Here is a 25,461-nt window from a genome sequence, read left to right as displayed (position 1 = left end):
TCCACGGCTTCTACAATCCAGCCCGGCTACACTCGGCGCTGGGCTACCACTCGCCTAACAACTACGCCCGGCAGCTCCGGGCTGCCGCCTGAAACGGCTTCATGGCGTCCGTTTTCAGGGGGCCAGATCAGACACCCCCGCCCCGCCTACCCACCCGGCCCCTGACAGTTCCTTGCGCGCCACCACCACCACGGGAAAGATCAGGAAAATCAAAATCAGAAGCCGATCCTTCAGACATTCATGACGTCCGCCGTGCCGACCAACGGTCGGCACCCACCAACAGCAGCGGGCACCAACAGCCGCGGGAAACTGTCGAAGGCGGGTTGGGTCCGGTTGAGGGGGTGTCCGCGGCATGGATGCCGCGGCCAAGCCCCCATGGACGGGTTTACGGCGTCCCCCTCAACCGGACCCACCCCGCCATCCCACGGAATGCCCGCTTTTGACGTTGACGTTGCCGTTGATCCAAGCGGGTGCAGGGCTGCAAGCCCTGCCGGAAACCCTCACCCCGCCGGAGTGCCGGCACCGTGCAGGTAATCCAGGCTCACCTGCAGCAGCGCGCGCAGTCCGACATCCAGCGCCTTTTCATCCAGCAGGAACTTCGGCGAATGATTGGCCGGCGCCGTCGCCGGGTCGATGCCCACGCTGGTGGAACCGACGAAGAAGAACATCCCCGGCACTTCCTTCGCGTACAGCGAGAAATCCTCCGCGCCCATCTGCAGCGGTGGCTCGTACACGTTGTCCTTGCCCACCACCGCCTGCAGGCTCGGCAGCATCTTCGCGGTCAGCGCCGGGTCGTTCACCGTGGCCGGGTTGCCTTCTGATTCGTAGATGTCGGTGACCGCCTTTGCCCCGTGCGCGGCGGCGGTGTGTTCGGCCACGTTGCGCAGATCGGCGAAGATCTGCTGGCGCATGCCCTCGTCGAAGGTGCGGATGGTGCCGACCATCTCCACTTCATCGGGAATGATGTTGTAGCGGATGCCACCGTTGATCGCACCGAAGGTCAGCACCGCCGGCTGTTTGGACAGATTCGCGCGGCGGCTGACGATGGTCTGCGCGGTACCGACCAGATCAGCGGTGGCCACGATCGGGTCGACACCGTTCCACGGCGCGGAGCCATGCGTCTGGCGACCGATCACCTTGATCCCGAAACGATCCGAGGCGGCCATCAATGGGCCACCGCGCACCGCGATCTGGCCGGCCTGCACGCTGGAAAACACATGCAGTCCAAACACCGCCTCCGGCTTGAAGTCGGCGAACAGGCCTTCCTTCAGCATCAGCGCGGCACCGCCCTCTTCCGGCGGCGGTGCGCCTTCCTCGGCCGGCTGGAAGATCAGCATCACCTGGCCCGGCAGGTCCTTCTTCATCGACACCAGCGCTTCGGCCACGCCCAGCAGGGTGGCGGTGTGCGCGTCATGGCCGCAGGCATGCATCACGCCCACGGTCTGGCCGCGGTACTGGTCGGTGGCCTTGGAGGCGAACGGCAGCCCGGTCTGTTCGGTTACCGGCAGCGCGTCCATGTCCGCACGCAGCGCGATCTTCGGGCCGGGCTTGCCGCCTTCGATGATCGCCACCACGCCGTGGTGGGCGATGCCGGTCTTCGGCTTCAAGCCCATCGCACGCAGGCGCTTGGCGACCTCGGCCGAGGTGCGCGCCTCGCGGTTGGACAGTTCCGGGTGCTGATGGAAGTCGCGGCGCCATTCAACCACCTTGGCCTGCAGGCGCTGGGCAGCGGCGGTCACTTCGGGCCGTTGCCCGTCCTGGGCGTGGGCAACGGCCGGCAGGGCCAGCAGCAGGGCGGACAGCAGCAGCGAACGGCGCATCGCAATCTCCACAGCAAGAGGGGTCCAGCTGAATGTAGGGCAACACCGCCGCCACGGGAACCTCCGCGGCCGGATCCGGTCTTAGCGCCCGTCCCATCCGTCATGCAGGAAACGTGATGTGGCACAGGTATGCTTTGCGCATTGCCAACCGGGGCCGCGCCCCGTCCAGCCCTCTTGGAGTCCTCGTAATGTCACGTGTTTGGAAGATCGTGCTGCTGGTCGTGGCGGTTCTGGTGCTGGCCGTGGTCGGCCTGCGCGTCATCGGCGGGGGCAAGGACAAGGCTGGAAAGCCGGCAGCGGGAGCGCGCCAGGGTGGCGAAGACCCGGATGCCGGCCCGGTGCCGGTGACCGTGGTCGAGGCCACGCACCAGGACGTACCGGTGTATGCCAGCGCACTGGGTACCGTGACGGCAATGAACACCGTCACCGTCAGCCCGCAGGTCGGTGGCCAGCTGATGAGCCTGAACTTCCGCGAAGGCCAGGAAGTGAAGAAGGGCGACGTGCTGGCAGTGATCGATCCACGCACCGCCCAGGCCAGCTACGACCAGGCCGCGGCAGCCAAGCGCCAGAACGAGGCGCTGCTGGCCACCGCGCGCTCCAACTACCAGCGCTCCAATGCGCCGGAGTACCGCCAGTTCGTCGCCAAGACCGATCTGGATACACAGCGAAACCAAGTGGCACAGTACGAAAGCGCAGTCGCGGCGAACGAAGCCAGCATGCGCTCGGCACAGGTGCAGCTGCAGTACACCAGGGTCACCGCACCGATCACCGGCATCGCCGGCATCCGCGCGGTCGACGCGGGCAACGTGGTCAACGCCGGCACCGCGCTGGTCACCCTGACCCAGATCCACCCGATCCACGTCCTGTTCAACCTGCCCGAACGCCAGCTCGGCGACGTGCGCCAGGCGCAGGCCGCCGGCGCGGTGCCGGTGGCGGCACTGGACCGCGCCGACTCGCACGTGCTGTCCGGCGACGGCAAGCTGGACGTGGTCGACAACCTGATCAGTGCCGACAGCGGCACCTTCAAGGCGCGCGCGCTGTTCGACAACACCGACAACGGCCTGTGGCCGGGCCAGTTCGTCAACGTGCGCATGCAGCTGCGCACGATTGCCGGCGGCGTGGTCATTCCGACCCAGGCCGTGCTGCGTGGGCCGGATGGCGAGTACGTCTACGTCGTGCAGGGCGACAACACGGTGAAGATGCAGACCGTGCGCAGCGGCGTGGAAGTGGGCGACAGCCAGGTGCAGATCGCCGAAGGCCTGAAGGGCGGCGAGCGGGTGGTCAGTGAAGGCCAGTTCCGCCTGAAGCCGGGCAGCAAGGTCACCGCGCTGAAGCCGGGCGAAACCCCGGCCGCACCGACCGAGGCCGAGCTGAAGGCGGCCGAACAGAAGAACGGTGGCGGCGGTGGCCGTCGCGGTGGCGGTCCGCGCTGAGCGCAGGCCACGGTTCTCCCTCGCGCCGGCGGACCCGCCGGCGCCGACATTGAAGTGCCAGCAAGGATCAGTCCGTGGGCTTTTCGACGATCTTCATCCGCCGCCCGATCGCTACCTCGCTGTTGATGGCGGGCCTGTTGCTGCTGGGCATCCTCGGTTACCGCAAGCTGCCGGTATCGGCGCTGCCGGAAATCGATGCGCCCAGCCTGGTGGTCACCACCCAGTACCCCGGCGCAAACGCCACCACCATGGCCTCGCTGGTCACCACGCCACTGGAGCGCCAGTTCGGGCAGATCTCCGGGCTGGAGCTGATGACATCGGACTCGTCGGCCGGGTTGTCGACGATCATCCTGCAGTTCTCGATGGACCGCGATATCGACATCGCCGCGCAGGACGTGCAGGCGGCGATCCGCCAGGCCACCCTGCCCTCGTCGCTGCCCTACCAGCCGGTCTACAACCGGGTGAACCCGGCCGACGCAGCCATCGTCACCCTGAAACTGACCTCCGACACGCGCCCGCTGCGCGACGTCAACAATTACGCCGACTCGATCCTGGCCCAGCGCCTGTCGCAGGTGCAGGGCGTCGGCCTGGTCTCGATTGCCGGCAACGTGCGCCCGGCCGTGCGCATCCAGGTCAATCCGGCGCAGCTGTCGAACATGGGCCTGACCCTGGAACAGCTGCGCAGCGCGCTCACCCAGGCCAACGTCAATGCGCCCAAGGGCTCGTTGAACGGCAAGACCCAGTCCTACAGCATCGGCACCAACGACCAGCTGGCCAGCGCCGCCGAGTACCGCGACACCATCATCAGCTACAAGAACGGCCGCCCGGTGCGGCTGTCCGACGTGGCCGAGGTGGTCGACGGCGTGGAGAACGACCAGCTGGCGGCCTGGGCCGATGGCAAGCCGGCGGTGCTGCTGGAAGTGCGCCGCCAGCCGGGCGCCAACATCGTGCAGACCGTCGAGCGCATCCGCGCGATCCTGCCGCAGCTGCAGGGCGTGCTGCCGGCCGACGTGCACCTGGAGATCTTCAACGACCGCACCGAGACCATCCGCGCCTCGGTGCACGAAGTGCAGTTCACCCTGATCCTCACCATCGGCCTGGTGGTGGCGGTGATCTTCGTGTTCCTGCGCCGGCTGTGGGCCACGATCATTCCCTCGGTGGCGGTGCCGCTGTCGCTGGCCGGCACCTTCGCGGTGATGGCCTTTGCCGGCATGTCGCTGGACAACCTGTCGCTGATGGCGCTGGTGGTGGCCACCGGCTTCGTGGTCGACGATGCGATCGTGATGATCGAGAACATCGTGCGTTACATCGAGCAGGGCAAGAGTGGCAAGGAAGCGGCCGAGATCGGCGCACGCCAGATCGGCTTCACCGTGCTGTCGCTGACGGTCTCGCTGGTGGCGGTGTTCCTGCCGCTGCTGCTGATGCCTGGCGTCACCGGCCGCCTGTTCCACGAGTTCGCCTGGGTGCTGAGCATCGCCGTGGTGCTGTCGATGCTGATCTCGCTGACGCTGACCCCGATGATGTGCGCCTACCTGCTCAAGCCCGATGCCCTGCCCGAGGGCGAGGATGCGCATGAGCGCGCAGCGGCGGCCGGCAAACAGAACCTGTGGACGCGCACCGTCGGCCTGTACGAGCACAGCCTGGACTGGGTGCTGGGCCACCAGCGCCTGACCCTGGTCGTGGCCGGTGGCGCGCTGGTATTGACCGTGCTGCTGTACGTGTTGATTCCCAAGGGGCTGCTGCCCGAGCAGGACACCGGCCTGATCACCGGCGTGGTGCAGGCCGACCAGAACATCGCTTTCCCGCAGATGGAACAGCGCACAAGGCAGGTTGCCGAAGCGCTGCGCCAGGATCCGGACGTGACCGGCGTGTCGGCGTTCATCGGTGCCGGCAGCATGAACCCCACGCTCAACCAGGGCCAGCTGTCGATCGTGCTGAAGGAGCGCAGCCAGCGTGATGGCCTAGATGAGATCCTGCCGCGCCTGCAGAAGGCGGTAGCCGGTATTCCGGGCGTGGCCCTGTACCTGAAACCGGTGCAGGACGTGACCCTCGATACCCGCGTGGCCGCCACCGAATACCAGTACTCGCTGTCGGACGTGGACAGCGCCGAAGTGGCCACGCAGGCCACGCGCCTGACCGAAGCGCTGCGCAAGCGCCCGGAACTGGCCGACGTGGACAACAACCTGTCCAACCAGGGCCGCGCGCTTGAACTGAACATCGACCGCGACAAGGCCAGTGTGCTGGGCGTGCCGATGCAGACCATCGACGACACGCTCTACGATGCGTTCGGCCAGCGCCAGATCTCGACCATCTTCACCGAACTCAACCAGTATCGGGTTGTGCTGGAAGTGGCGCCGGAGTTCCGTACCAGCACCGCGCTGATGGAACAGCTGGCCGTGGCTTCCAACGGCGCCGGCGCGCTGACCGGCACCAATGCCACCAGCTTCGGCCAGGTCACCTCGTCCAACTCGTCCACCGCCACCGGCATCGGCGCGCAGAACACCGGCATCACGGTCGGCGCCGGCAACATCATTCCGCTGTCGGCGCTGGCCGAAGGCAAGGTCAGCAGTGCGCCGCTGGTGGTCAGCCACCAGCAGCAGCTGCCGGCAGTGACGGTCTCGTTCAACGTGGCGCCGGGCTATTCGCTGTCCGAAGCGGTGCGTGCGATCCAGGAGACCAAGGACAGCCTGGACATGCCGGCACACCTGCATGCCGAGTTCATCGGCAAGGCCGCCGAATTCACCGGCAGCCAGACCGATGTGGTGTGGCTGCTGCTGGCCTCGCTGGTGGTGATCTACATCGTGCTCGGCGTGCTCTACGAGAGCTACATCCACCCGATCACGATCATCTCCACGCTGCCACCGGCCGGTGTCGGCGCATTGCTGGCGCTGATGCTGTGCGGGCTGAGCCTGTCGGTGGACGGCATCGTCGGCATCGTGCTGCTGATCGGCATCGTCAAGAAGAACGGCATCATGATGGTGGACTTCGCGATCGAGGCGCGTCGCGCCGGTGCCAACGCGCATGAAGCGATCCGCCGCGCCTGCCTGCTGCGCTTCCGCCCGATCATGATGACCACCGCCGCAGCCATGCTCGGCGCGCTGCCGCTGGCACTGGGTACCGGCATCGGTTCGGAACTGCGCCGCCCGCTGGGCATCGCCATCGTCGGCGGCCTGCTGCTGTCGCAGCTGGTGACCCTGTACACCACGCCGGTGATCTACCTGTACATGGAGCGCTTCTCCGAATGGCTTGCCCGCCGCCGCGAGCGGCGCGCACTGCGCGACGGTTCGCTGCAGGAGCCACAGGCATGATCCACGCCCCGCTGCTGCGGTGGGCCGCACGATGAACCTGTCCGGCCCCTTCATCCGCCGCCCGATCGGCACCGCGCTGCTGGCCATCGGCCTGTTCATGGTCGGCCTCATCTGCTACCTGCGCCTGGGCGTATCGGCACTGCCGAACATCGAGATCCCGGTGATCTTCGTGCACGCCAGCCAGTCCGGCGCGGATGCGGCGACCATGGCCTCGACAGTCACCGCGCCGCTGGAGCGCCACCTCGGCCAGCTGCCGGGCATCGACCGCATGCGCTCGTCGAGCTCGGAAGGCAGCTCGCTGGTGTTCATGATCTTCCAGAGCGGCCACAACATCGATTCGGCCGCGCTGGACGTGCAGACCGCGATCAACTCGGCGCAGGCCGACCTGCCTTCGGGCATGGGCTCGCCGATGTACCAGAAGGCGAATCCGAACGACGACCCGGTCATCGCCATCGCGCTGACCTCGCAGACGCAGTCGGCCGACGAGCTGTACAACGTCGCCGACTCGCTGCTGGCCCAGCGCATCCGCCAGATCAGCGGCGTTGCTTCGGTCGACATCGCTGGCGCTTCGACGCCGGCGGTGCGTGTGGACGTCAACCTGCGCCTGATGAACGCGCTGGGCCTGACCGCCGATGACCTGCGCAACGCCGTGCGCGCGGCCAACGTGACCTCGCCCACCGGTTTCCTCAGCGACGGCAACACCACTACCGCGATCATCGCCAACGACTCGGTGGCGCGTGCCGCCGACTTCGCCGACCTGGTGGTCAAGACCCAGGGCGATGGCCGGGTGATCCGCCTGAAGGACATCGCCAACGTCTACGACGGCCAGCAGGATGCCTACCAGGCCGCGTGGTTCGACCACAAACCGGCGGTGGTGATGTACGTGTTCACCCGTGCCGGCGCCAACATCGTGGAGACCGTGGACCGGGTCAAGGCGCAGATCCCGACCCTGCGCGATTACCTGCAGCCCGGCACCACGATGACGCCGTACTTCGACCGCACGCCGACCATCCGCTCGTCGCTGCATGAAGTGCAGATCACCCTGCTGATCAGCCTGGCGATGGTGGTGCTGACCATGGCGCTGTTCCTGCGCCGGCTGGCACCCACGCTGATCGCCGCGGTGACCGTGCCACTGTCGCTGGCCGGTGCCGCGCTGGTGATGTACGTGATGGGCTTTACCCTGAACAACCTGAGCCTGCTGGCGCTGGTGATCGCGATCGGCTTCGTGGTCGACGATGCGATCGTGGTGATCGAGAACATCATGCGCCACCTCGACGAAGGCATGCCGCGGATGCAGGCGGCGCTCACCGGCGCGCGCGAGATCGGCTTTACCATCGTCTCGATCACCGCCTCGCTGGTGGCGGTGTTCATCCCGCTCCTGTTCGCCAGCGGCATGATGGGTGCGTTCTTCCGCGAATTCACCGTCACCCTGGTGGCGGCCATCGTGGTCTCGATGATCGTCTCGCTGACGCTGACTCCGGCGCTGTGCAGCCGGTTCCTCAGCGCACACGACCACAGCGCGCCGCCGTCGCGCTTCGGCCGCTGGCTGGATGCCGGCCATGAGCGCATGCTTCGCGTCTACACCGTGTTCCTCGACTTCTCGCTGCGCCACGCGCTGCTGCTGTCGCTGACCCCGCTTATCCTGATCGGCGCCACCGTCTTCCTGTTCGGCGCGGTGAAAAAGGGCGCGTTCCCGCCGCAGGACACCGGCCTGATCTGGGGCCGCGCCAATTCCAGCGCCACGGTGTCCTTCGAGGACATGGTCGCCCGCCAGCGCCGCATCACCGACATGCTGATGGCCGACCCCGCGGTGAAGACCGTGGGCGTGCGCTTGGGCAGCGGCCGCCAGGGCTCCAGCGCACAGTTCAACATCGAGCTGAAGTCGCGCAGCGATGGCCGTCGCGAGACCACGGCGCACGCACTCGCACGGCTGAGTGCCAAGGCCGACCGCTACCCCGACCTGCAGCTGCGCCTGCGCGCGATCCAGGATCTGCCCAGCAACGATGGCGGCGGTTCCAGCCAGGGCGCGCAGTACCGCATCTCGCTGCAGGGCAACGACCTGGCATCGCTGCAGGAATGGCTGCCCAAGCTGCAGGCGGAGCTGAAGAAGAACCCCAAGCTGCGCGATGTCGGTACCGACGTGGACAACGCCGGCCTGCGCCAGAACATCCAGATCGACCGCGCCAAGGCCGCACGCCTGGGCATCACCGTGGGTGCCATCGACGGTGCGCTGTACGGTGCGTTCGGCCAGCGCCAGATCTCCACCATCTATTCGGACATCAACCAGTACAGCGTGGTGGTCAACGCCCTGCCCTCGCAGACCGCCACCCCCGCCGCGCTGGACGAGGTGTACGTACGTGCGCGCAATGGCGACATGGTGCCGATCACCGCGGTGGCCACGCAGATGCCCGGCCTGGCCCCTTCGCAGATCACCCACGAGAACCAGTACACGACGATGGACCTCAGCTACAACCTGGCTCCGAACGTGAGCATGGGTGAGGCCAAGGCGATCATCGACGCGACCGTGGCCGGCATGCGCATGCCTGGTGACATCCGCCTGGCCGATGATGCGGGCTTCGGCTTCAACTCCGACCCCAGCGACATGCTGATCCTGGTGTTTGCCGCGATCCTGACCGTGTACCTGGTGCTGGGCATGCTCTACGAGAGCCTGATCCATCCGGTCACCATCCTGTCCACGCTGCCGGCGGCGGGCGTGGGTGCACTGCTCGCGTTGTTCGGCACCAACACCGAGTTGTCGGTGATCTCGATGATCGCGCTGGTGCTGTTGATCGGCATCGTCAAGAAGAACGCGATCATGATGATCGACTTCGCGCTGGTGGCGCAGCGCGAGCATGGCCTGGCACCGCGCGATGCCGCGCGCGAGGCCAGCATCGTGCGCTTCCGCCCGATCATGATGACCACGATGGTGGCGATCCTGGCGGCGGTGCCGCTGGCGATCGGCCTGGGCGAAGGCTCCGAACTGCGCCGCCCGCTGGGCATCGCGATGATCGGCGGCCTGCTGTTCTCGCAGAGCCTGACCCTGCTCAGCACGCCGGCGCTGTACGTGATCTTCTCGTGCCTGGCCGAACGCTGGCGGGCCCGTCGCGCGCGCAAGCGCGAAGCGAAGCTGCTCAAGCGCGCGCAGCGTGCGTAGAACGGCCCATCCACGCATGGCGTGGATCCAAGGGTAGAGCCGGCCGCTGGCCGGCTTTCTCGGTACGGCAAATCTGCCGGCCAGCGGCCGGCACTACCGCGGTGGTCCGCCCTCCATATTTCACGCGCACCCCGCAATAATGGTGGGAGATCCTTCCGCCGAGCCTGCATGCCCGCCCGCCAATCCCGCCTCAGCCGCCTGTGGGCCCACGAGAAGGCCAGTTACGGCCTGCGCGTGTTCATCGCCCTGACCGCAGCGCTTGCCGTGTGCTGGCAGCTGGATGCGCTGACCGCCCTGCCCGGCGTATTCCTGGGCATCATCGCCAGCGCCATCGCCGAGACCGACGACAACTGGTGGGGCCGGACCAAGGCGGTGGCGCTGTCGCTGCTGTGTTTCTGCATCGCTGCGGCGTCGGTGATCTGGCTGTTCCCCTGGCCGTGGATCTTCATCGGCGCGCTGGCACTGTCCACCTTCGGCCTGACCCTGCTGGGCGCGCTCGGCGAGCGCTACGCATCCATCGCCCAGGCCACGGTAACGCTGGCGATCTACACCATGATCGGGCTGGAGCAGCACGGTGCCAGCGACCTGCATACCGCGCTGCAAGCGGTCAGCCACCTGCTGGCGGGCGCCGTCTGGTACGGACTGCTGTCGATCCTGTGGACCGCACTGTTCGCCAACCGACCGGTGCGCGAGCGCGTGGCGCGGCTTTACATCGAGCTGGGCCGCTACCTGCAGCTGAAGGCCGCCCTGTTCGAACCGGTACGTGAGGCCGACCTGCAACGCCGCCAGCTCGACCTGGCCGAGCAGAACCGGCGCGTGGTCGGCGCGTTGAACGAGGCCAAGACCGCGATTCTCGCCCGCTTCGGCCGTTCCGGGCGGCCGGGCGTGAACTCCGGCCTGTACCTGCGCCTCTATTACATGGCACAGGATTTCCACGAGCGCGCCAGTTCCTCGCACTACCCGTACGGCGCCCTGGTCGATGCGTTCTTCCACAGCGACGTGCTGTACCGCTGCCAGCGCCTGCTCGATCTTCAGGGCCAGGCCTGCGCGCGCCTGGGCGAGGCGATCCGCCTGCGCCGCCCGTTCGTGTATGGCGAAACCAACCAGCAGGCCGGGCGCGACCTGGCCGATGCGCTGGCCTACCTGCGCGACCAGCAGCGCCCGCAGTGGCAGCGACTGCTGGGTTCGCTGGACCTGCTGGTGCACAACCTGCGCAGCATCGAACGCCGCCTGCTGGACGCCGAACGCTCCGAGGCCAGCCTCGACAATGTCGATACGCGCCTGCGCGACAGCAACCCGCATACCCTGCGCGAGATGGGCGTGCGCGTGCGCCAGCAGCTCACGCCCGGCTCGGTCCTGTTCCGCCACGGCCTGCGCATGGCATTGGCGCTGATCGCCGGTTTCGCCGCGATCCGTCTGTTCAATGCGCAGAACGGCTCGTGGGTGCTGCTGACCATCGTATTCGTGTGCCGGCCCAACTTCGGCGCCACCCGCCAACGCCTGGCGCAGCGCATCGTCGGCACCGTGGCCGGCCTCGTGCTCACCTGGGCGCTGCTGCAGTTGTTCCCGCAACTGCACGTGCAACTGCTGATCGCGCTGCTGTCGGCGCTGCTGTTCTTCTTCACCCGCACCGACCGCTACCTGGTGGCATCGGCGGCGATCACGGTGATGGCCCTGACCTGCTTCAACCTGATCGGCGATGGCTTCGTGCTGATCGTGCCGCGCATGGTCGACACGCTGCTGGGCTGCGCGATTGCCGCTGCCGCCGCGTTCCTGATCCTGCCCGACTGGCAGGGCCGCCAGCTGCACCTTGTGCTGGCGCGGGTGCTGGATACCGCCGCGCGCTACCTGGATTCGGTGCTGGGCCAGTACCGCAGCGGCATGCGCGATGACCTGGCCTATCGCATCGCCCGCCGCGACATGCACAACGCCGACGCCGCGTTGTCCACCGCGCTGTCGAACATGCTGCGCGAACCCGGTCATGTGCGCCGCAACCTGGATGCCGGCTTCCACTTCCTGGCGCTCTCCAACACGCTGCTTGGGCACTTGTCGGCGCTGGGTGCACACCGCGACCAGGTGGACAGCTACGCCGGCGATCCGCTGGCCTTGGCCGCCGGTGACCGCGTGCGGAAAGCGCTGCAGCAGCTGGCCTCGGCCCTGACCGCACGGCAGCCGGTCAACGAGGACGACAACGACGCTGATCGCGCGGTGGCGGCCGAGCTGGAGCAGATCGACGAGGCGATGCCGGCGAAGCTGCAGTTGATCCGCACGCAGATGGCGCTGGTGCTGCGGATGCTGCCGAAGGTGCGGGCGGCGGCGAATGAGGCCGTGCGCACGCTCACCTGAAGGCCGGCGCCGGGCAGGGCCTGGCGCGACCCGCAGTCCATCCACGCATGGCGTGGATCTACTGCACCGTGTGCAACCGTGTGTTGCGCCTGGCGCTGCATCCCGATCACGTTCCTGCGCGGATACTGGGTGATCCCCTGCTCCTGGACTCCCCCCATGAAGATCGAACTCGCCGGCCGCACCGCGCTCGTTACCGCTTCCACCGCCGGCATCGGCCTGGCGATCGCCCAGGGTCTTGCCGCGGCGGGTGCGCGGGTCATTCTCAACGGCCGCGGCACCGACAGTGTCGAACGCGCCCGCCAGCGCCTGCTCGCCGCCGTTCCGGGTGCCGAGGTGATCGGCGTCGCCGCCGACCTTTCCGATGCAGCCGGTGTCGATGTGCTGCTGGCCGGCCTGCCCAAGGTCGACATCCTGGTCAACAACGCCGGCATTTTCGGCCCCGAGGACTTCTTCGAAACCGAAGACGCCACCTGGGAGCGCTACTGGCAGACCAACGTGATGTCCGGCGTGCGCCTGTCGCGGGCACTGCTGCCGGCGATGGTCGACGCCGGCTGGGGCCGCGTGCTGTTCATCTCCTCCGAATCGGCACGCAACATTCCCGCCGACATGATCCATTACGGTGTCAGCAAGACCGCGCAGCTGTCGCTGTCGCGCGGCCTGGCCAAGCGCGTGGCCGGCAGTGGCGTCACCGTCAACGCGGTGCTGCCCGGCCCGACCCTGTCCGACGGTTTCGCGGCGATGTTCGAAGATGAACGCCAGCGCAGCGGCAAGCCGCTGGAGCAGATCGGCCGCGAGTTCGTGATGGCACACCGGCCGTCTTCGGTGATCCAGCGCACCGCCACGGTCGAGGAGGTGGCCAACATGGTGGTGTACCTGGCCTCGCCGCAGGCTTCCGCCACCTCCGGTGCGGCACTGCGCGTGGATGGCGGCGTGGTCGACGATATCGTCTGAGACCATCGACAGGTGTGCGGACCAACGGTCCGCACCCACAGGTCCGCACCCACAGCGGATAGGCAGGAATGCTAGGCTGCGCCGGTCAAGGAGGTTCCATGTCCGGTCACAACCAGTTCGCCCTGCTGCGCCAGCGCCGTTTCCTGCCGTTCTTCGTCGTCCAGGCGCTGGGTGCGTTCAACGACAACGTGTACCGGCAGGCGATCATCAGCATGTTGCTGTTCATGGCCGTGCCGGAGGAAGAACTGGGGCTGTACGCCACGCTGGCACCGGCCATCTTCATCCTGCCGTACTTCCTGTTCTCGGCACTGGCCGGGCAGATCGCCGACAAGCTGGAAAAATCGCGACTGATCGTGATCACCACCACCATGGAGATCGTGATCATGTCGCTGGCGGCCACCGGCTTCCTCACCCAGAGCCTGCCGGTGCTGCTGGTCGCCTTGTTCTGCACCGGCATGCAGTCAACCCTGTTCGGCCCGGTGAAGTACTCGGTGCTGCCCTCGGTGCTCAAGCCCGAAGAGCTGACCGGCGGCAACGGCCTGGTCGAGATGGGCACCTCGATGTCGATCCTGTCCGGCATGATCGTCGGCGGCCTGGTGTTCACCGTGGCCGGCAGCCATGGCACGGTGGTGGCCGCGTGCGCGATCATCGCGCTGGCGATCTGCGGCAACATCGCCGCCCGCCTGATTCCCAAGGTCGATGCCGGCGACCCGGACCTGAAGATCAACTGGAACCCGCTGCCGGAATCGCTGGCGGTGCTGCGCATGGCGCGCCAGCAGAAGGCGGTGCGCAATTCAATCCTGGGCGTGTCCTGGTTCTGGTTCGTCGGCACCGTGCTGACCTCGCAGCTGCCGGCCTATGCGGTGACCAACCTCGGCGGCGAACCGACCCTGTATATCTTTGCGCTGGCCCTGTTCTCGGTCGGCACCGGCGTTGGCTCGCTGCTGTGCGAGAAGCTGTCGGCGCGCACGGTGGAAATCGGTCTGGTGCCGTTGGGCGCGTTCGGCATGACCGCGTTCCTGCTCGACCTGTACTTCGCGCGCAGCGGCGAGGCCACGGCGCACGGGTTGACCATCGGCACCTTCCTGCAGCAGCCGGGCAGCATCCGCATCGTCATCGACCTGATCGGCATTGGCCTGTTCACCGGTATCTTCGTGGTGCCATTGTTCGCGCTGATCCAGAGCCGCACGCCGAAGGCGCAGATGTCGCGCGTGTTCGCGGCGCTGAACATCCAGAATTCCGGCTTCATCGTCGGCGCAGCCCTGTTGTCGCTGGCCGCGCACAAGCTGCTGCACTGGACCATCCCGCAGCAGTTCCTGGCGCTGGCCATCGCCAACGCGCTGGTGGCGATCTACATCTTCACCATCGTCCCCGAATTCCTGATGCGCTTCCTCAGCTGGCTGATGGTGCGCACCCTGTACCGGCTGCGCCCGCACGGCATCGAAGCCAACGTGCCCGACGAAGGCGCCGCGCTGCTGGTCTGCAACCATGTCAGCTACATGGACGCACTGATCCTGTCGGCGACGATTCCGCGTCCGGTGCGCTTCGTCATGTACTACAGGATCTTCAACATCCCGGTGATGCGCTGGATCTTCCGTACCGCCAAGGCGATCCCGATCGCCGGTGCGCGCGAAGACCCGACGCTGATGCAACGCGCGTTCGATGACATCGACGCCGCGTTGGCCGAAGGCGAGCTGGTCTGCATCTTCCCGGAAGGCGCACTGACCAGGGATGGTGCAATCGCCCCGTTCAAGTCCGGCGTCGAGAAGATCCTCGAACGGCGGCCGGTGCCGGTGGTGCCGATGGCCCTGCGCGGCATGTGGTCGAGCATGTGGAGCCGGCGCGACAGCCGCCTCGGCCACATGCGGGTGCCGCGCCGTTTCCGAGCCACCGTCGAGGTAGTGGCGGCACCGTCCATGGACGGCCACACCACCAACGCCCAGGCGCTGGAAGCCCAGGTGCGGGCCCTGCGCGGCGATCACGCCTGACAGAACCGGACTGACAGGCAGGCCCGGCAACCTCCCCCGCATACGCCACCGTCCAGTGGCGAACACGACATGCCGTGCGTGTAAACGCATACATGCAACGCCGGTTGCGGTAGATTACGCACCCACAGGGGGGAGGTTCGGCCGATTCACCAAGGCCGGCCACCAAGGAATGGAGTCTCGCTTTGAATCAACCACCACCGCTCAGCCGTCCGGTCTACATCCCCAACCATCTGGTCTGGGCGATCCTGACGACGCTGTTCTGCTGCCTGCCGTTGGGCGTGGTGTCGATCGTCTATGCCTCCCAGGTCGATGGCCGCCGCGCGGCTGGCGATCTGCCGGGGGCCTACAGCGCGTCGCGCAAGGCGGGCTGGTGGGCAGTGGCTTCGGCCGTGGCCCTGCCGGTCCTGTTGCTGTTGTGGCTCGGGCTGTTCGGCGGCTTGGCCGTACTGGGCGCTCTTTCCGACCAATGATTCACCACCACCACCCATCAAGGAGCTTGAACCCATGAATACCGCTACTCCGCAGGTCCCGAACAACCTGGTCTGGGCCATCCTGACCACCCTGTTCTGCTGCCTGCCGGCCGGCATCGTGTCGATCGTCTACGCCGCACAGGTCAACGGCAAGCTGGCCGCTGGCGACATCGCCGGCGCCCAGGACTCCGCCGCCAAGGCCAAGAAGTGGGCCATCTGGTCGGCCATTGCCTGGGCCGTGCTGGTCGTGCTGTACGTGCTGTTCTTCGTCGTGCTCGGCGGCATGGGCGCGATGAGCAACAGCGGCTACTGATACGCCTGGACGGATCCGGCGCCTGCGCCGGATCCGTTGTTGCATGTCCGCGCTTCCCGCTCGTTCCCGACTCGCCCGCTGGGCACCGCTGCTGGCTTCCGCCGGCCTGGCCGTGGGTGCCACGGTGGTGCTGCGCAACGTCAATCCGTATGTCGCCGGCAATCCACTGCCGAGCTGCCCGCTGTACGCCCTGACCGGCCTGTACTGCCCGGGCTGTGGCAGCACGCGCTGCCTGTATTCCCTGGTCCACTTCGACCTGCCCGGCGCGATGGCGATGAACCCGCTGCTGGTCATCAGCCTGCCGTTCCTGTTGCTGATGCTGCTGAACATCGCCGGCATCCGCCCACGCGTGCTCGACCCGCTGATGCGGGTGCTGGCCAATCCTGTGTTCTGGCTCTGGGTGCTGCCCGGGTATGCGCTGCTGCGCAACCTGCCGTGGGCACCGTTCACTGCACTGGCACCGATCTAGGTTTCCAGCCAACGACGCAGCCCCTCGTGGTGGGCGGCGTTTGAAGGCAGAAGCCTTGGGGTTGGCCGGGCGGGATGGGTTTGCGGGGGACGCCGTGAATCCGTCCGTGGAGGCTTGGCCGCGGCATCCATGCCGCGGACACCCCCGCAAACCCATCCCGCCCGGCCACGGACAGTTTCCGTGCGCGTCCACCACGGAAAAGAAAGAAAAGATCAAAAGCAGAAGCGGATCGCTTCGCTACGCTCGCTCGGAGCCAAGCATGGCTCGGCTCTGGAGAACGTCCGTGCGCGGAAAACGGTCGAAGGCGGGGTGGGTTGGATGGCGGGGGTGTGAGCCGCATGGGCCCGAGGCATGCCTCGGGCGGGTTGGGCAGGACGCCCAACCCGGGTCTTGCCGTGTGCGCAGGACAGCGCACACGAGCAAGCGGCGACCAAGCCTCCATGGATGGATTCACGGCGTCCCCCGCCATCCGACCCACCCCGCCAACCCGCAGCAATCCAGCTGTTGCTGTTGCTCTGTTGCCTCTGCAGGTGCAGGGCTGCAAGCCCTGCCAAAACACCTACGTCACCCAGCCTGCAATCACCAGCAGGGCGAGGATCGCCAGCCACAGCAGCAGCATCCGCCACACCAGGCTCATCGCATCACGCAGGTCCGGCAACCGCTGCCACACCGGCAACAGCCCCGCCTCGGTGTAGTCGTGCGCATCCTCGCGCAGCTCGGCGTTGACGCTGGCCCGCGCCACCGCGCCAAGGAACCCGATGTTGCCGGCCAGGCGCTCGCCATGGGCCTGGCGCCAGGCCTTCCACGCCGTATCGAAATTGCCCACCAGCGCCATCGAGAATGCCATCAGCTGCGCCACCGGCCACTCGATCCAGCCCAGCAGGCGCTGCGCCAGCGCCAGCGGCTCGACCGGCACGCGTGCGCGCATCGGGCTTTCCGCCATCAGCGCCAGCAACCGGTAACCGAGCGCGCCAGCCGGGCCCAGCAACAGGAACCAGAACAGCACCGCGAACCAGCGCCGCAGTGCGTTGAGCACCGTCGCCTCGACCAGCGACGGAATGTCCTCGCGCAGGCTGCCGCCGGCCGACTGCAGGTTGCGCACTGCAGCCTGCCGCGTCGCCGCATCATCGGCATCGATGATGGCCTCGATATCGCGGTCCAGGTCACGCGGGCCCCAGCACCAGGCCAGCACCGCCACGCCCAGCAGCAGCGACGGCAGGCCGAACAGCACCCCGCGCAACAGCCACGCCAGCAGCGCCATCAGCAACAGCGGCGGCAGCAGGGCCAAGGCAACGCCGGCCGGTCCCTGCCAAGCCTTGCCACCACGCGCATCCAGCCAGCCCAGCCAACGCCGGAAACCGTCGAAACGGCGCAGCGAGGCAGCAGCGGCCGGAGCAACATGGCCCAGGGCCAGTGCCACCAGCACGGCGGCCAGAGTGGTGAACATGGCAGGTCTCCCTACGAAACAGAACGCTCGGCGCCGCTACCTTACCTGTCGCAGCGGCGCCCTCAGCGGTGAACCGGACTGTAACCCGTGCCGTGTTCAGGTGGCGGCAATGCAATCACCCCAGCCGGCCCGCCTCAGCCCTTCTGCTGCCGGTACCAGTGCTCGATCAGGCCGCGCGAAATCGAGATCGGCGGCGACAGGCGGATGCCCTGGCCATCGTCCTCCACATCGCGCGCCAGCGCCGCGCCGACCTCGTCGGCACTGAACCAGCGCGCGTCTTCCAGCTCGCCGTCCACGGTCGGCAGGTCATCCTGCGCCTGCGCCCGGAAGCCGACCATCAGTGCGCCCGGGAACGGCCACGGCTGCGAGCCCAGATACTGGCAAGCGGTCACCCGCACTTTGCTCTCTTCGTGGACTTCGCGTACCACGGTCTGCTCGAAGGTCTCGCCCGGTTCGACGAAGCCGGCCAGCACCGAGTAGCGACGTGGCGCCCAGTTCGACTGGCGGCCGAGCAGCAGGCGGCCCTGGTTTTCAACCGCCACGATCACAGCGGGGTCGACACGCGGATAGTGCTCGGTGGAACACTGCGCGCAACGCCCCACGAAGCCGCCACGGGCGAACGCCACGGCACCACCGCATACCCCGCAGAAACGGGTGCGCGAGTGCCAGTAGGACATGCCACGTGCGTAGCTGAAAGCGGTCGCATCAGCCACCGACCACAGCAGCGCGGCCTGGCGCAGGTCGAGGCGACGTGGTGCGGTGACGGTGACGCTGGCGGCTTCAACCGAGAACCACGCTTGTTCCCCGCGCAGGCCGAGGAAGATCGCGGAGCCGGGACCGCCGCCGATGTCGGCGCCGGTCAGCGCCAGCGGCTGGTCGTCATCGCCGGTGAAGGCGCTGCCGTCCTGATCGAGCACCAGAATGTGCGCGCCCGGCCACAGGCGCGCCAGTGCATCGGCATCTTCGCGCAGGGCATCGGCGCGCTCCAGCGGTTCGCCCACGAAGGCGAAACCGGAAAGCGGCGAAGGAGTATTGGGCATCCTGCAAGCGTGCCGCCAATCGATGCGGGTGGCAAGCCGCGGGCTTTGCCGAAGCCGTCTGTGGGTGTGGAGCTTGTGCTCCACACACCTTGTCGCGCGGGACGCAGGCCCCGCGCCCCGCCTACATGCTGAAACTGCTGCCGCAGCCGCAGGTGGTCTTTGCGTTCGGGTTGCGGATCACGAACTGTGCACCGGTCAGGCTCTCGGTGTAGTCCACCTCGGCGCCCATCAGGTACTGCAGGCTCAACGGGTCGACCAGTAGGGTCACCCCGCTGGTCTGTACCGCCAGATCGTCCTCGGCACGGTTCTCGTCGAACTCGAACCCGTACTGGAAACCCGAACAGCCACCACCTTCGATGTACACGCGCAGGGCCAGGTCGGGGTTGCCCTCTTCCTGGATCAGGGATTTGACCTTGGCGGCCGCCGACTCGGTGAAGTTCAGCGGGCGCTCCAGCGACTGGTAATCGGGCGCGGCGGCCGGGGTGGCGCCGGGCAGGGAGACTAGCGTGCTCATGGTGTCAGCATGGGGGTGCCGACGATGGCTTTCAAGCCATCGCCTCGGCCAGCTTGCGGCGCGCGGCGGTGTCACCCTTGCCGCCATTGGCCTCATCAGCTTCCGGGGCCGGCAGGGCGGCCATCGGGGCGCTGGCATGGATCAGGCGACCGTTCAGCTGGGCGCCCGCATTCATCTCCACCACCTGGTAATGGACGTTGCCGTTGACCCGCGCGCTCGGGGTCAGTTCGACTTTCTCGCTGGCGTGCACGTCGCCGTCCAGGCGGCCACTGATGACCACCACCTGGGCACGGATCTCGCCCTCGATCACGCCATGCTCGGCGACCGTCAGGGTCGCGCCACTGGCGCCTTCGGCGGCGATCACCTTGCCATGGATGCGGCCTTCCACGTACAGGCCACCACTGAATTCCACATCACCGCGGATCACCACCTGGTTGCCGATCAGGGCATCCACCACCAGCTGGCCTTCACGGTTGGATTTGCTGCTTCCGAACATCTGCCTACTCCCCTTTGCTGGCCGGCGCACCGGCCTGTTTCCAGTCGAATACCTGGGTGGTACCCCCCGTACCACTCCCCAATGTCACCCGCACGCGTTGCGGGGTGAAGTCAGCCGGCAGCATCACGCTGCCGGTGAGCTGCTGGAAGTACCGGAACGAGTAATCCTGTCCCGGTACCTTGCTGCGCTGGTGCAGATCATCCCAGCTGATCGTGGCCAGCTTGCCGTTCTTGACGCCTTCCACGGTGAAGCGCATCTGCCCCTGGCTGATGGCGCCGCGGTTGAGGTTCTGGGTCAGCACCGCGGTGTACTGCCAGGTGCCGGCCGCTTCCGGGCTGAACTCGATCGAATGGGTGTTCAGGCCCTTGCGCTGGCTGGTCGAACCCACCAGGCGCTCATAGAAGGCAACGTCGGCACGCAGGCCGGCGATTTCCTCATCGCGCTCGGCCAGCGAGGACTGCACCTCGGTGTTGGCGGCGCGGCTGATGCGGTCGGAGGCTTCCAGCGTGGCCTGCTTCTGGCGCAGTTCGGTCAGCTGCGCCTGCAGCGTCTCGGCACGCTTCTCGGCGGCCTGCAGGCGCTGGCCCTGCGCATCGCGCGGGGTGGCCATCCAGCAGCCGCCGAGCACCGCCAGCACCAGGCTGAGCAGCCAGATGCCGCCGATCACCAGCAGGCGGCGGCGGTCGGCCGGCGGTTGCGGCGCGCCGGGCAGGCGGACCTGCACGCGCATGGGAGGACGGTTGGTCATGGGTGGATTCCGGGGCATCGCGAGGGCGACACCGGTACGGCCCCTGTGGCAAACGACGGGCTAGTGTATGACAGGACGGGTGGGTTTCCTGCGCAGTGGCGAGCCACGGTCTGTGGCGTTCAGGCATGCCATCGTCGATAGTGTGGTCCCCTGCACAGTTCCGTCGCCGGAGCATCGCCATGACCGAAGCCCACCTGTTCGTGATCGGCATCCTGCTGGCCTGGCTGGCCGGCATCCGCGTCTACCTCACCGTGTTCGGTGTCGGCCTGGCCGGCCTGCTCGGCTGGGTCGACCTGCCACCGGCCCTGCAGGCCACTGAATCGTGGTGGGTGCTGGGCACCTCGGCGGCGTTGGCGGTGACCGAATTCTTCGCCGACAAGATTCCCGGCGTCGACTCGGCGTGGGATCTGGTGCAGACCCTGGCACGTGTGCCCGCAGGTGCCTTCCTTGCCGCGGCCACGCTGTCGCCGGATGGGCAGCTGGGCACCGGCGCACTTGCTGCCGGTGCAGGTGTCGCGCTGGCCAGCCACGGCCTGAAGGCAGGCACCCGCGCCCTGCTCAATACCTCGCCCGAGCCTGCCAGCAACTGGGTGGCCTCCGCCGCCGAGGACACCGTGGTGGTCGGTGGCCTGGCCCTGGCCCTGGCACACCCGTGGATCGCGCTGATCGTGGTGCTGGCCTGCAGCCTGGCGGGCGCGCTGCTGGTGTGGCTGGTCTGGCGCACCTTGTGGAAGGGCGTGCGCTGGCTGGCACGCAGTGCGTCGCCAGACAGTCCACGCCAGCCCGGCACCGGTTGATCGCCGGGCTTGTCGCATAATGGACGCGAACACCAGGAGCACCGATGGCCGCAAACGAATCCCCCGCGGGCGCCCGCCCGGGACGCGCTGAAACCCCTCCGGCCGATCATTGGCAACGCTGGACCGCTGAACCGGCGAGCGCCGTCGCCGCAGCGCCGGCAGCGGTTCCGCCGCTGGCCGCCTCCGACGCACCCGCATCGATCGGCAGCGCACCGCCGCCGCTGCCCGGCCCATCCCTGCTGGCCGAGGCCGGCGGCAATGACCCGGCACCGCTGCACTCCGATTCGCCCTACCGCGTGCTGATCGTCGAGGATGATCGCGCCCAGGCACTGTTCGCACAGAGCGTGCTGCATGGCGCCGGCATGCAGGCGATCGTGCACAGCGATGCCGACGGTGCGCTGCAGGCGATCAAGGAACATCGCCCCGACCTGATCCTGATGGACCTGCACCTGCCCGGTCTGGACGGCATGCGCCTGACCGCGCTGATCCGCCAGCAGCCCGGCCTGCAGCTGCTGCCCATCGTGTTCCTCAGCGGCGACCCGGACCCGGAACGCCAGTTCGAGGTGCTCGACAGTGGCGCCGACGACTACCTGAGCAAGCCGATCCGACCGCGCCACCTGATCGCCGCCGTGGCCAACCGCATCCGCCGCGCGCGGGCGCAGGCCGCAACCCTGCCCGGCGTATCCGGCACCCCGGCCACCAGCAATCCGGAAACCGGGCTGCCGACGCGGCATCACGTGCTGCAGCAGCTCAACGCCGCGCTCGCCCACCGCGACCAGGGCGGCGTGCTGTTCGTCGAGATATCCAGCGCACTGGGCCTGCGCGAGCGCTATGGCTATGCCGCCTTCGAGCGCCTGATGGTGCAGGCCGGGCAACGCCTGGCAGAAGCCGGCCACCCGCACCTGCTGGCGCGCCTGAACGACAACAGCTTCCTGCTGCTTGCGCGCAATGTCAGCGAGGACAGCCTGGAAGGCATTGCCGCTGCGCTGCGCGAGCAGTTGTCGGCGCGGGCCTTCGTGATCCGCGATGACGAATCGGTGCATCTGCGGGGCGTGGTCGGCTATGCACCGCTGTCGCCGGGCTTCGACGATGCCAACAGCGCGCTGGAGGCAGTCGAGCGCACCACCCTGCAGGCACGGCTGCTCAGCGCCGGCGTGGCCGGCCACGTGCACCGCGACGTGACCAGCGAGCAGGAACACCTGGCACTGCTGGAAGGCCAGCTTGAGCTGGCCTACCAGCCGATCGTCGCCGTCGCCGGCGGCAACACCGCGCAGTACCAGCTGCTGCTGCGCCTTCGCCAGGCCGACGGTACGCTGCTGGCGGCAGGCCAGGTGATTCCGGCCGCAGAGGCTGCCGGGCGCATCGCCGATCTCGACCAGCAGGTGATGGACCATGCACTGGGCCTTCTCGACCTTTACCGGCACGCGACGCAACCACTGAACCTGTTCGTTTCGCAGTCGCTGCGCACCCTGCAACGCGATGCGTTCGCGGATTGGCTGCTGGAATCGCTGCAGCAGCGCGACCTGCCCGGCAGCGCGCTGGTGATCGACGTCCGCCTGCCCGACGCGCTGATCCATACCGTGCCGCTACAGCAGTTCTGCCAGCGCATGGCCGGCGCCGGCGTGCGCTTCTGCCTGAGCCAGTTCGAACCCGGGGGCGAAGCCGATGCGCTGCTGACCCAGCTGCCGTTGTCGTTCGTGCGCATGGCCGCGCGCTTCTCCAGCAGTCATTCCAATCCGGCCACGCGCGAAGAGCTGCGCCGGGCAATCGAGCGGGCGCACGCCGCCGGGCAGCAGATCATCGGCCAGCAGATCGAAGATCCGCAGGCCGCCGCCGCGATGTGGGTGGGCGGTGTCGACTACATCCAGGGCAACATGGTGCAGTCGGCCGGCAGCGATCTGAACTTCGACTTCCACAACGCGGTGCTCTGACGTGCCGATGTGGGTCGCGCTGCTGGTTGCCCTTGCTGCGGCCTCCATCACCGCGCTGCTGTTGGGCCTGCGGCTGCGCGCGCGCAACCGGGCACTGGCCCAGCTGCAACGCGAGCGCAGCCTGCTGGCCGCCGAACGTGACCAGCTGCGCCGCACCACCGAACGACAGGGGCAGCTGGAACAGCAGCTGCTGCAGGCCAAGCAGGCCGCCGAGGCGGCGGTGCTGGCCAAGGGTGAGTTCCTGGCCACGATGAGCCACGAGATCCGTACGCCGCTCAACGGCATCCTGCCGATGCTGGAGCTGATCGCACGCGGCCCGCTGGGCGAGGACCAGCGGCAGATGCTGGCCACCGCCTCGGCCAGCTCGCAGCAGCTGCTGCGCATCGTCGACGACATCCTCGACTACTCGCGACTGGAAGCGCAGGCGCTGGAACTGGAGATCACCAGCTTCAACCTGCGCGACCTGCTCGATGGCGTGGTGCAGCTGATGCAGCGCGCCGCCGACGCCAAGGGCCTGTCGCTGGGGCTGCAGCTGGACCCGTCGGTGCGCCTGCCGGTGCGTGGCGACCCGGTACGCCTGCGCCAGGTGTTGAGCAACCTGCTGGCCAACGCGATCAAGTTCACCGCGCGCGGCCAGGTACAGCTGCGCGTGCAGCGCCTGGGCGAAGGTCCCGCACAGCACCAGCTGCGCTTCGAGATCATCGACACCGGCATCGGCATCGACGAGGCACTGCAGGCGCGCCTGTTCCAGTCCTTCAGCCAGGCCGATGCCTCAACGACCCGCATCTACGGTGGCACCGGCCTGGGCCTGGCGATCTGCAAGCGCATCATCGACCTGATGCACGGACGCATCGGCGTGCAGTCCACGCCCGGCCAGGGCGCCACGTTCTGGTTCGAGATCCCGTTGTTGAAGGTGCCCGGCGACCTGCCCGCCATGGCGCGCACGCCAGACGCGCTGCTGCTGTTCAGTAGCGATGCCATCCTGCAGGCACGCATCGAGCGCATCGCGGCCCATCATGGACTGCTGGTGCACGCCCTGGCGCAGTTCGATGCCGTGGTCGAGCGCCTGCGCGCGGTGCCGAGGCCGGGGCAACCGGCACCGGCGTGGCTGCTGGTCGATGCACGTGCGCGCCGCATCGGTGAAGCGACGCTGCAACAGGCGTTGGCCGAACGTGGCGAAGACGACGGGCTGCAGGTGCTGTGGCTGCAGGACGATGCCCTTCCGCCACGCCCACGCCAGCGGCAGCTACCCTCGCATTTCGACGACGCTGGGCTGCATGCATTGCTGGCTGCACCGGTTGCGCATGCGCGCCCTGCCGCGCTGCTTGCCAACGCCGGACAGGGCCAGCCCACGCCCACGCTGCCGCCACTGCACCTGCGCGTGCTGCTGGTGGAGGACAACACGGTCAACCGCATGGTGGCCGAGCAGCTGCTGCGCGTGTTCCAGTGCGAAGTGCGCAACGCCGCCGATGGCGAGCAGGCGTTGCTTGCCCTGCGCGAAGGCGACGTGGATGTGGTGCTGATGGATTGCCAGATGCCGGTGCTGGACGGCTATGCCGCCACCCGCCGCTGGCGCGCCGAGGAAGTGGAAAACGGGCGCCCGCGCCTGCCGATCATCGCGATGACCGCCAATGCCATGGCCGGTGACCGCGAGCGCTGCCTGCAGGCCGGCATGGACGACTATCTGTCCAAGCCGATTGCACGCGCCACCCTGCATGCGCTGCTGCAGCGCTGGGGCGGCGGCAAAACCGCATCACCTGCACGGCCTTCGATAGAGCCGAGCCATGCCCGGCTGACGGCCGATAGCCGTCGCGCTCCATCAGCCGGGCATGGCTCGGCTCTACAGGACGATGACAGCCGAGTCGGCTCCAAGCCGCAGCCGGTGCTGGACCGCGAGGTGCTGGACGAACTGCATGCAGTGATCGGGGAGAGCGCCATCCAGATCGTCTCGGTGTTCCTGGAGGATGCGCCGGCAATGGTGCAGCAGCTGCAGCAGGCCGCGCAGAACGGCGACGAGCCTCGCCTGCAGGCCGTCGCGCACAGCCTCAAGTCATCCAGCGCGAACGTGGGCGCACTGTCGCTGTCGTCAGTCGCGCAGCGCATCGAGCACGAAGCCCGCAGCGGCAGCCTGCAGCGCCCCGCAGTAGCGGTGGCGCTGCTGGTTGCGGAATTCGCCCGAGCGCGCGTGGCACTGACGGGCTACCTGGCACAGCATCGCGCCGGCCAGGCCGGCTGA

Annotated in this window: 18 protein-coding genes; 12 read left to right on the top strand and 6 right to left on the bottom strand. The window is 67.8% G+C overall.

What is annotated here, in order from left to right; genetic code table 11:
- Positions 1–500: 500 nt before the first annotated feature.
- Positions 501–1,820 (bottom strand): M20 family metallopeptidase, encoded by a 1,320-nt coding sequence (locus tag AC5P5R_RS18595; RefSeq protein ID WP_012481426.1) that lies wholly within the window; start codon positions 1,818–1,820, stop codon positions 501–503.
- 188 nt (positions 1,821–2,008) lie between these two features.
- Here AC5P5R_RS18595 and AC5P5R_RS18590 point away from each other — a divergent pair, with 188 nt between their 5' ends.
- The 9 genes from AC5P5R_RS18590 to AC5P5R_RS18550 all read left to right on the top strand — a co-directional run bounded on the left by AC5P5R_RS18590 (position 2,009) and on the right by AC5P5R_RS18550 (position 16,252).
- Entirely contained in the window at positions 2,009–3,253 is a 1,245-nt protein-coding gene (locus AC5P5R_RS18590; protein WP_043034293.1) for an efflux RND transporter periplasmic adaptor subunit, read from the top strand.
- A gap of 74 nt (positions 3,254–3,327) precedes the next feature.
- Positions 3,328–6,561, top strand: coding sequence for an efflux RND transporter permease subunit (locus tag AC5P5R_RS18585; RefSeq protein WP_100438960.1), 3,234 nt, complete (start codon positions 3,328–3,330; stop codon positions 6,559–6,561).
- 31 nt (positions 6,562–6,592) lie between these two features.
- Positions 6,593–9,715: an efflux RND transporter permease subunit gene (locus AC5P5R_RS18580; RefSeq protein ID WP_005414681.1), complete on the top strand. Its 3,123-nt coding sequence runs from the start codon at positions 6,593–6,595 to the stop codon at positions 9,713–9,715.
- Between the two features lie 168 nt (positions 9,716–9,883).
- A complete protein-coding gene (yccS, locus tag AC5P5R_RS18575) occupies positions 9,884–12,061 on the top strand; it encodes a YccS family putative transporter (RefSeq protein ID WP_043034292.1) in 2,178 nt (725 codons plus the stop codon).
- Positions 12,062–12,217: 156 nt separating this feature from the next.
- Positions 12,218–13,012 (top strand): SDR family NAD(P)-dependent oxidoreductase, encoded by a 795-nt coding sequence (locus tag AC5P5R_RS18570; protein WP_495226427.1) that lies wholly within the window; start codon positions 12,218–12,220, stop codon positions 13,010–13,012.
- Positions 13,013–13,110: 98 nt separating this feature from the next.
- Positions 13,111–15,000 carry an MFS transporter gene (locus tag AC5P5R_RS18565; protein ID WP_100438962.1) on the top strand — a complete coding sequence of 630 codons (1,890 nt, stop codon included), beginning with the start codon at positions 13,111–13,113 and terminating at the stop codon, positions 14,998–15,000.
- 182 nt (positions 15,001–15,182) lie between these two features.
- Positions 15,183–15,470, top strand: coding sequence for a CD225/dispanin family protein (locus tag AC5P5R_RS18560; protein WP_005411297.1), 288 nt, complete (start codon positions 15,183–15,185; stop codon positions 15,468–15,470).
- Positions 15,471–15,504: 34 nt separating this feature from the next.
- Positions 15,505–15,783: a CD225/dispanin family protein gene (locus tag AC5P5R_RS18555; RefSeq protein WP_005411298.1), complete on the top strand. Its 279-nt coding sequence runs from the start codon at positions 15,505–15,507 to the stop codon at positions 15,781–15,783.
- A gap of 43 nt (positions 15,784–15,826) precedes the next feature.
- On the top strand, positions 15,827–16,252 hold the full coding sequence (locus AC5P5R_RS18550) for a DUF2752 domain-containing protein (protein ID WP_005411299.1): 426 nt from the start codon (positions 15,827–15,829) through the stop codon (positions 16,250–16,252).
- Positions 16,253–16,811: 559 nt separating this feature from the next.
- On the opposite strand, the gene ampE is transcribed toward AC5P5R_RS18550, so the two are convergent.
- The 5 genes from ampE to AC5P5R_RS18525 all read right to left on the bottom strand — a co-directional run bounded on the left by ampE (position 16,812) and on the right by AC5P5R_RS18525 (position 20,497).
- Complete coding sequence (gene ampE / locus AC5P5R_RS18545; protein ID WP_049403568.1) at positions 16,812–17,699, bottom strand: regulatory signaling modulator protein AmpE; 888 nt, start codon at positions 17,697–17,699, stop codon at positions 16,812–16,814.
- A 134-nt stretch (positions 17,700–17,833) separates the two neighbouring features.
- Positions 17,834–18,739 carry an NAD(+) diphosphatase gene (gene nudC, locus AC5P5R_RS18540; RefSeq protein ID WP_005414687.1) on the bottom strand — a complete coding sequence of 302 codons (906 nt, stop codon included), beginning with the start codon at positions 18,737–18,739 and terminating at the stop codon, positions 17,834–17,836.
- Positions 18,740–18,860: 121 nt separating this feature from the next.
- Complete coding sequence (gene erpA / locus AC5P5R_RS18535) at positions 18,861–19,253, bottom strand: iron-sulfur cluster insertion protein ErpA (protein WP_005411302.1); 393 nt, start codon at positions 19,251–19,253, stop codon at positions 18,861–18,863.
- A gap of 31 nt (positions 19,254–19,284) precedes the next feature.
- Positions 19,285–19,749 (bottom strand): bactofilin family protein, encoded by a 465-nt coding sequence (locus AC5P5R_RS18530; protein ID WP_024958552.1) that lies wholly within the window; start codon positions 19,747–19,749, stop codon positions 19,285–19,287.
- A gap of 4 nt (positions 19,750–19,753) precedes the next feature.
- Positions 19,754–20,497, bottom strand: a complete 744-nt coding sequence (locus AC5P5R_RS18525; RefSeq protein WP_005411304.1) for a DUF6776 family protein — start codon at positions 20,495–20,497, stop codon at positions 19,754–19,756.
- Positions 20,498–20,676: 179 nt separating this feature from the next.
- On the opposite strand from AC5P5R_RS18525, the gene AC5P5R_RS18520 reads away from it, so the two are divergent.
- From AC5P5R_RS18520 to AC5P5R_RS18510, 3 genes are read left to right on the top strand one after another with little or no spacing between them, the layout of a single operon-like run.
- Complete coding sequence (locus tag AC5P5R_RS18520; RefSeq protein ID WP_005411305.1) at positions 20,677–21,294, top strand: DUF4126 domain-containing protein; 618 nt, start codon at positions 20,677–20,679, stop codon at positions 21,292–21,294.
- 44 nt (positions 21,295–21,338) lie between these two features.
- Positions 21,339–23,225 (top strand): EAL domain-containing protein, encoded by a 1,887-nt coding sequence (locus AC5P5R_RS18515; protein ID WP_005411306.1) that lies wholly within the window; start codon positions 21,339–21,341, stop codon positions 23,223–23,225.
- 1 nt (position 23,226) lies between these two features.
- Positions 23,227–25,461 carry an ATP-binding protein gene (locus AC5P5R_RS18510; protein ID WP_100438963.1) on the top strand — a complete coding sequence of 745 codons (2,235 nt, stop codon included), beginning with the start codon at positions 23,227–23,229 and terminating at the stop codon, positions 25,459–25,461.

The sequence above is a fragment of the Stenotrophomonas sp. YJH_SMC_19 genome (genome assembly GCF_059367915.1).
Note: the sequence above shows the minus strand (reverse complement) of the source record. Positions and strands in the feature narration are given on the sequence as shown.

What these genes read in the sequence shown, in the direction of transcription:
- AC5P5R_RS18555 (WP_005411298.1), top strand. Translation starts at nt 15,505, where the DNA reads ATGAATACCGCTACTCCGCAGGTCCCGAACAACCTGGTCTGGGCCATC.
- erpA (WP_005411302.1), bottom strand. Translation starts at nt 19,253, where the DNA reads ATGAGCACGCTAGTCTCCCTGCCCGGCGCCACCCCGGCCGCCGCGCCC.
- AC5P5R_RS18520 (WP_005411305.1), top strand. Translation starts at nt 20,677, where the DNA reads ATGACCGAAGCCCACCTGTTCGTGATCGGCATCCTGCTGGCCTGGCTG.
- AC5P5R_RS18525 (WP_005411304.1), bottom strand. Translation starts at nt 20,497, where the DNA reads ATGACCAACCGTCCTCCCATGCGCGTGCAGGTCCGCCTGCCCGGCGCG.
- AC5P5R_RS18590 (WP_043034293.1), top strand. Translation starts at nt 2,009, where the DNA reads ATGTCACGTGTTTGGAAGATCGTGCTGCTGGTCGTGGCGGTTCTGGTG.
- AC5P5R_RS18565 (WP_100438962.1), top strand. Translation starts at nt 13,111, where the DNA reads ATGTCCGGTCACAACCAGTTCGCCCTGCTGCGCCAGCGCCGTTTCCTG.
- nudC (WP_005414687.1), bottom strand. Translation starts at nt 18,739, where the DNA reads ATGCCCAATACTCCTTCGCCGCTTTCCGGTTTCGCCTTCGTGGGCGAA.
- AC5P5R_RS18580 (WP_005414681.1), top strand. Translation starts at nt 6,593, where the DNA reads ATGAACCTGTCCGGCCCCTTCATCCGCCGCCCGATCGGCACCGCGCTG.
- AC5P5R_RS18550 (WP_005411299.1), top strand. Translation starts at nt 15,827, where the DNA reads ATGTCCGCGCTTCCCGCTCGTTCCCGACTCGCCCGCTGGGCACCGCTG.
- ampE (WP_049403568.1), bottom strand. Translation starts at nt 17,699, where the DNA reads ATGTTCACCACTCTGGCCGCCGTGCTGGTGGCACTGGCCCTGGGCCAT.
- AC5P5R_RS18530 (WP_024958552.1), bottom strand. Translation starts at nt 19,749, where the DNA reads ATGTTCGGAAGCAGCAAATCCAACCGTGAAGGCCAGCTGGTGGTGGAT.
- AC5P5R_RS18570 (WP_495226427.1), top strand. Translation starts at nt 12,218, where the DNA reads ATGAAGATCGAACTCGCCGGCCGCACCGCGCTCGTTACCGCTTCCACC.
- AC5P5R_RS18595 (WP_012481426.1), bottom strand. Translation starts at nt 1,820, where the DNA reads ATGCGCCGTTCGCTGCTGCTGTCCGCCCTGCTGCTGGCCCTGCCGGCC.
- AC5P5R_RS18515 (WP_005411306.1), top strand. Translation starts at nt 21,339, where the DNA reads ATGGCCGCAAACGAATCCCCCGCGGGCGCCCGCCCGGGACGCGCTGAA.
- yccS (WP_043034292.1), top strand. Translation starts at nt 9,884, where the DNA reads ATGCCCGCCCGCCAATCCCGCCTCAGCCGCCTGTGGGCCCACGAGAAG.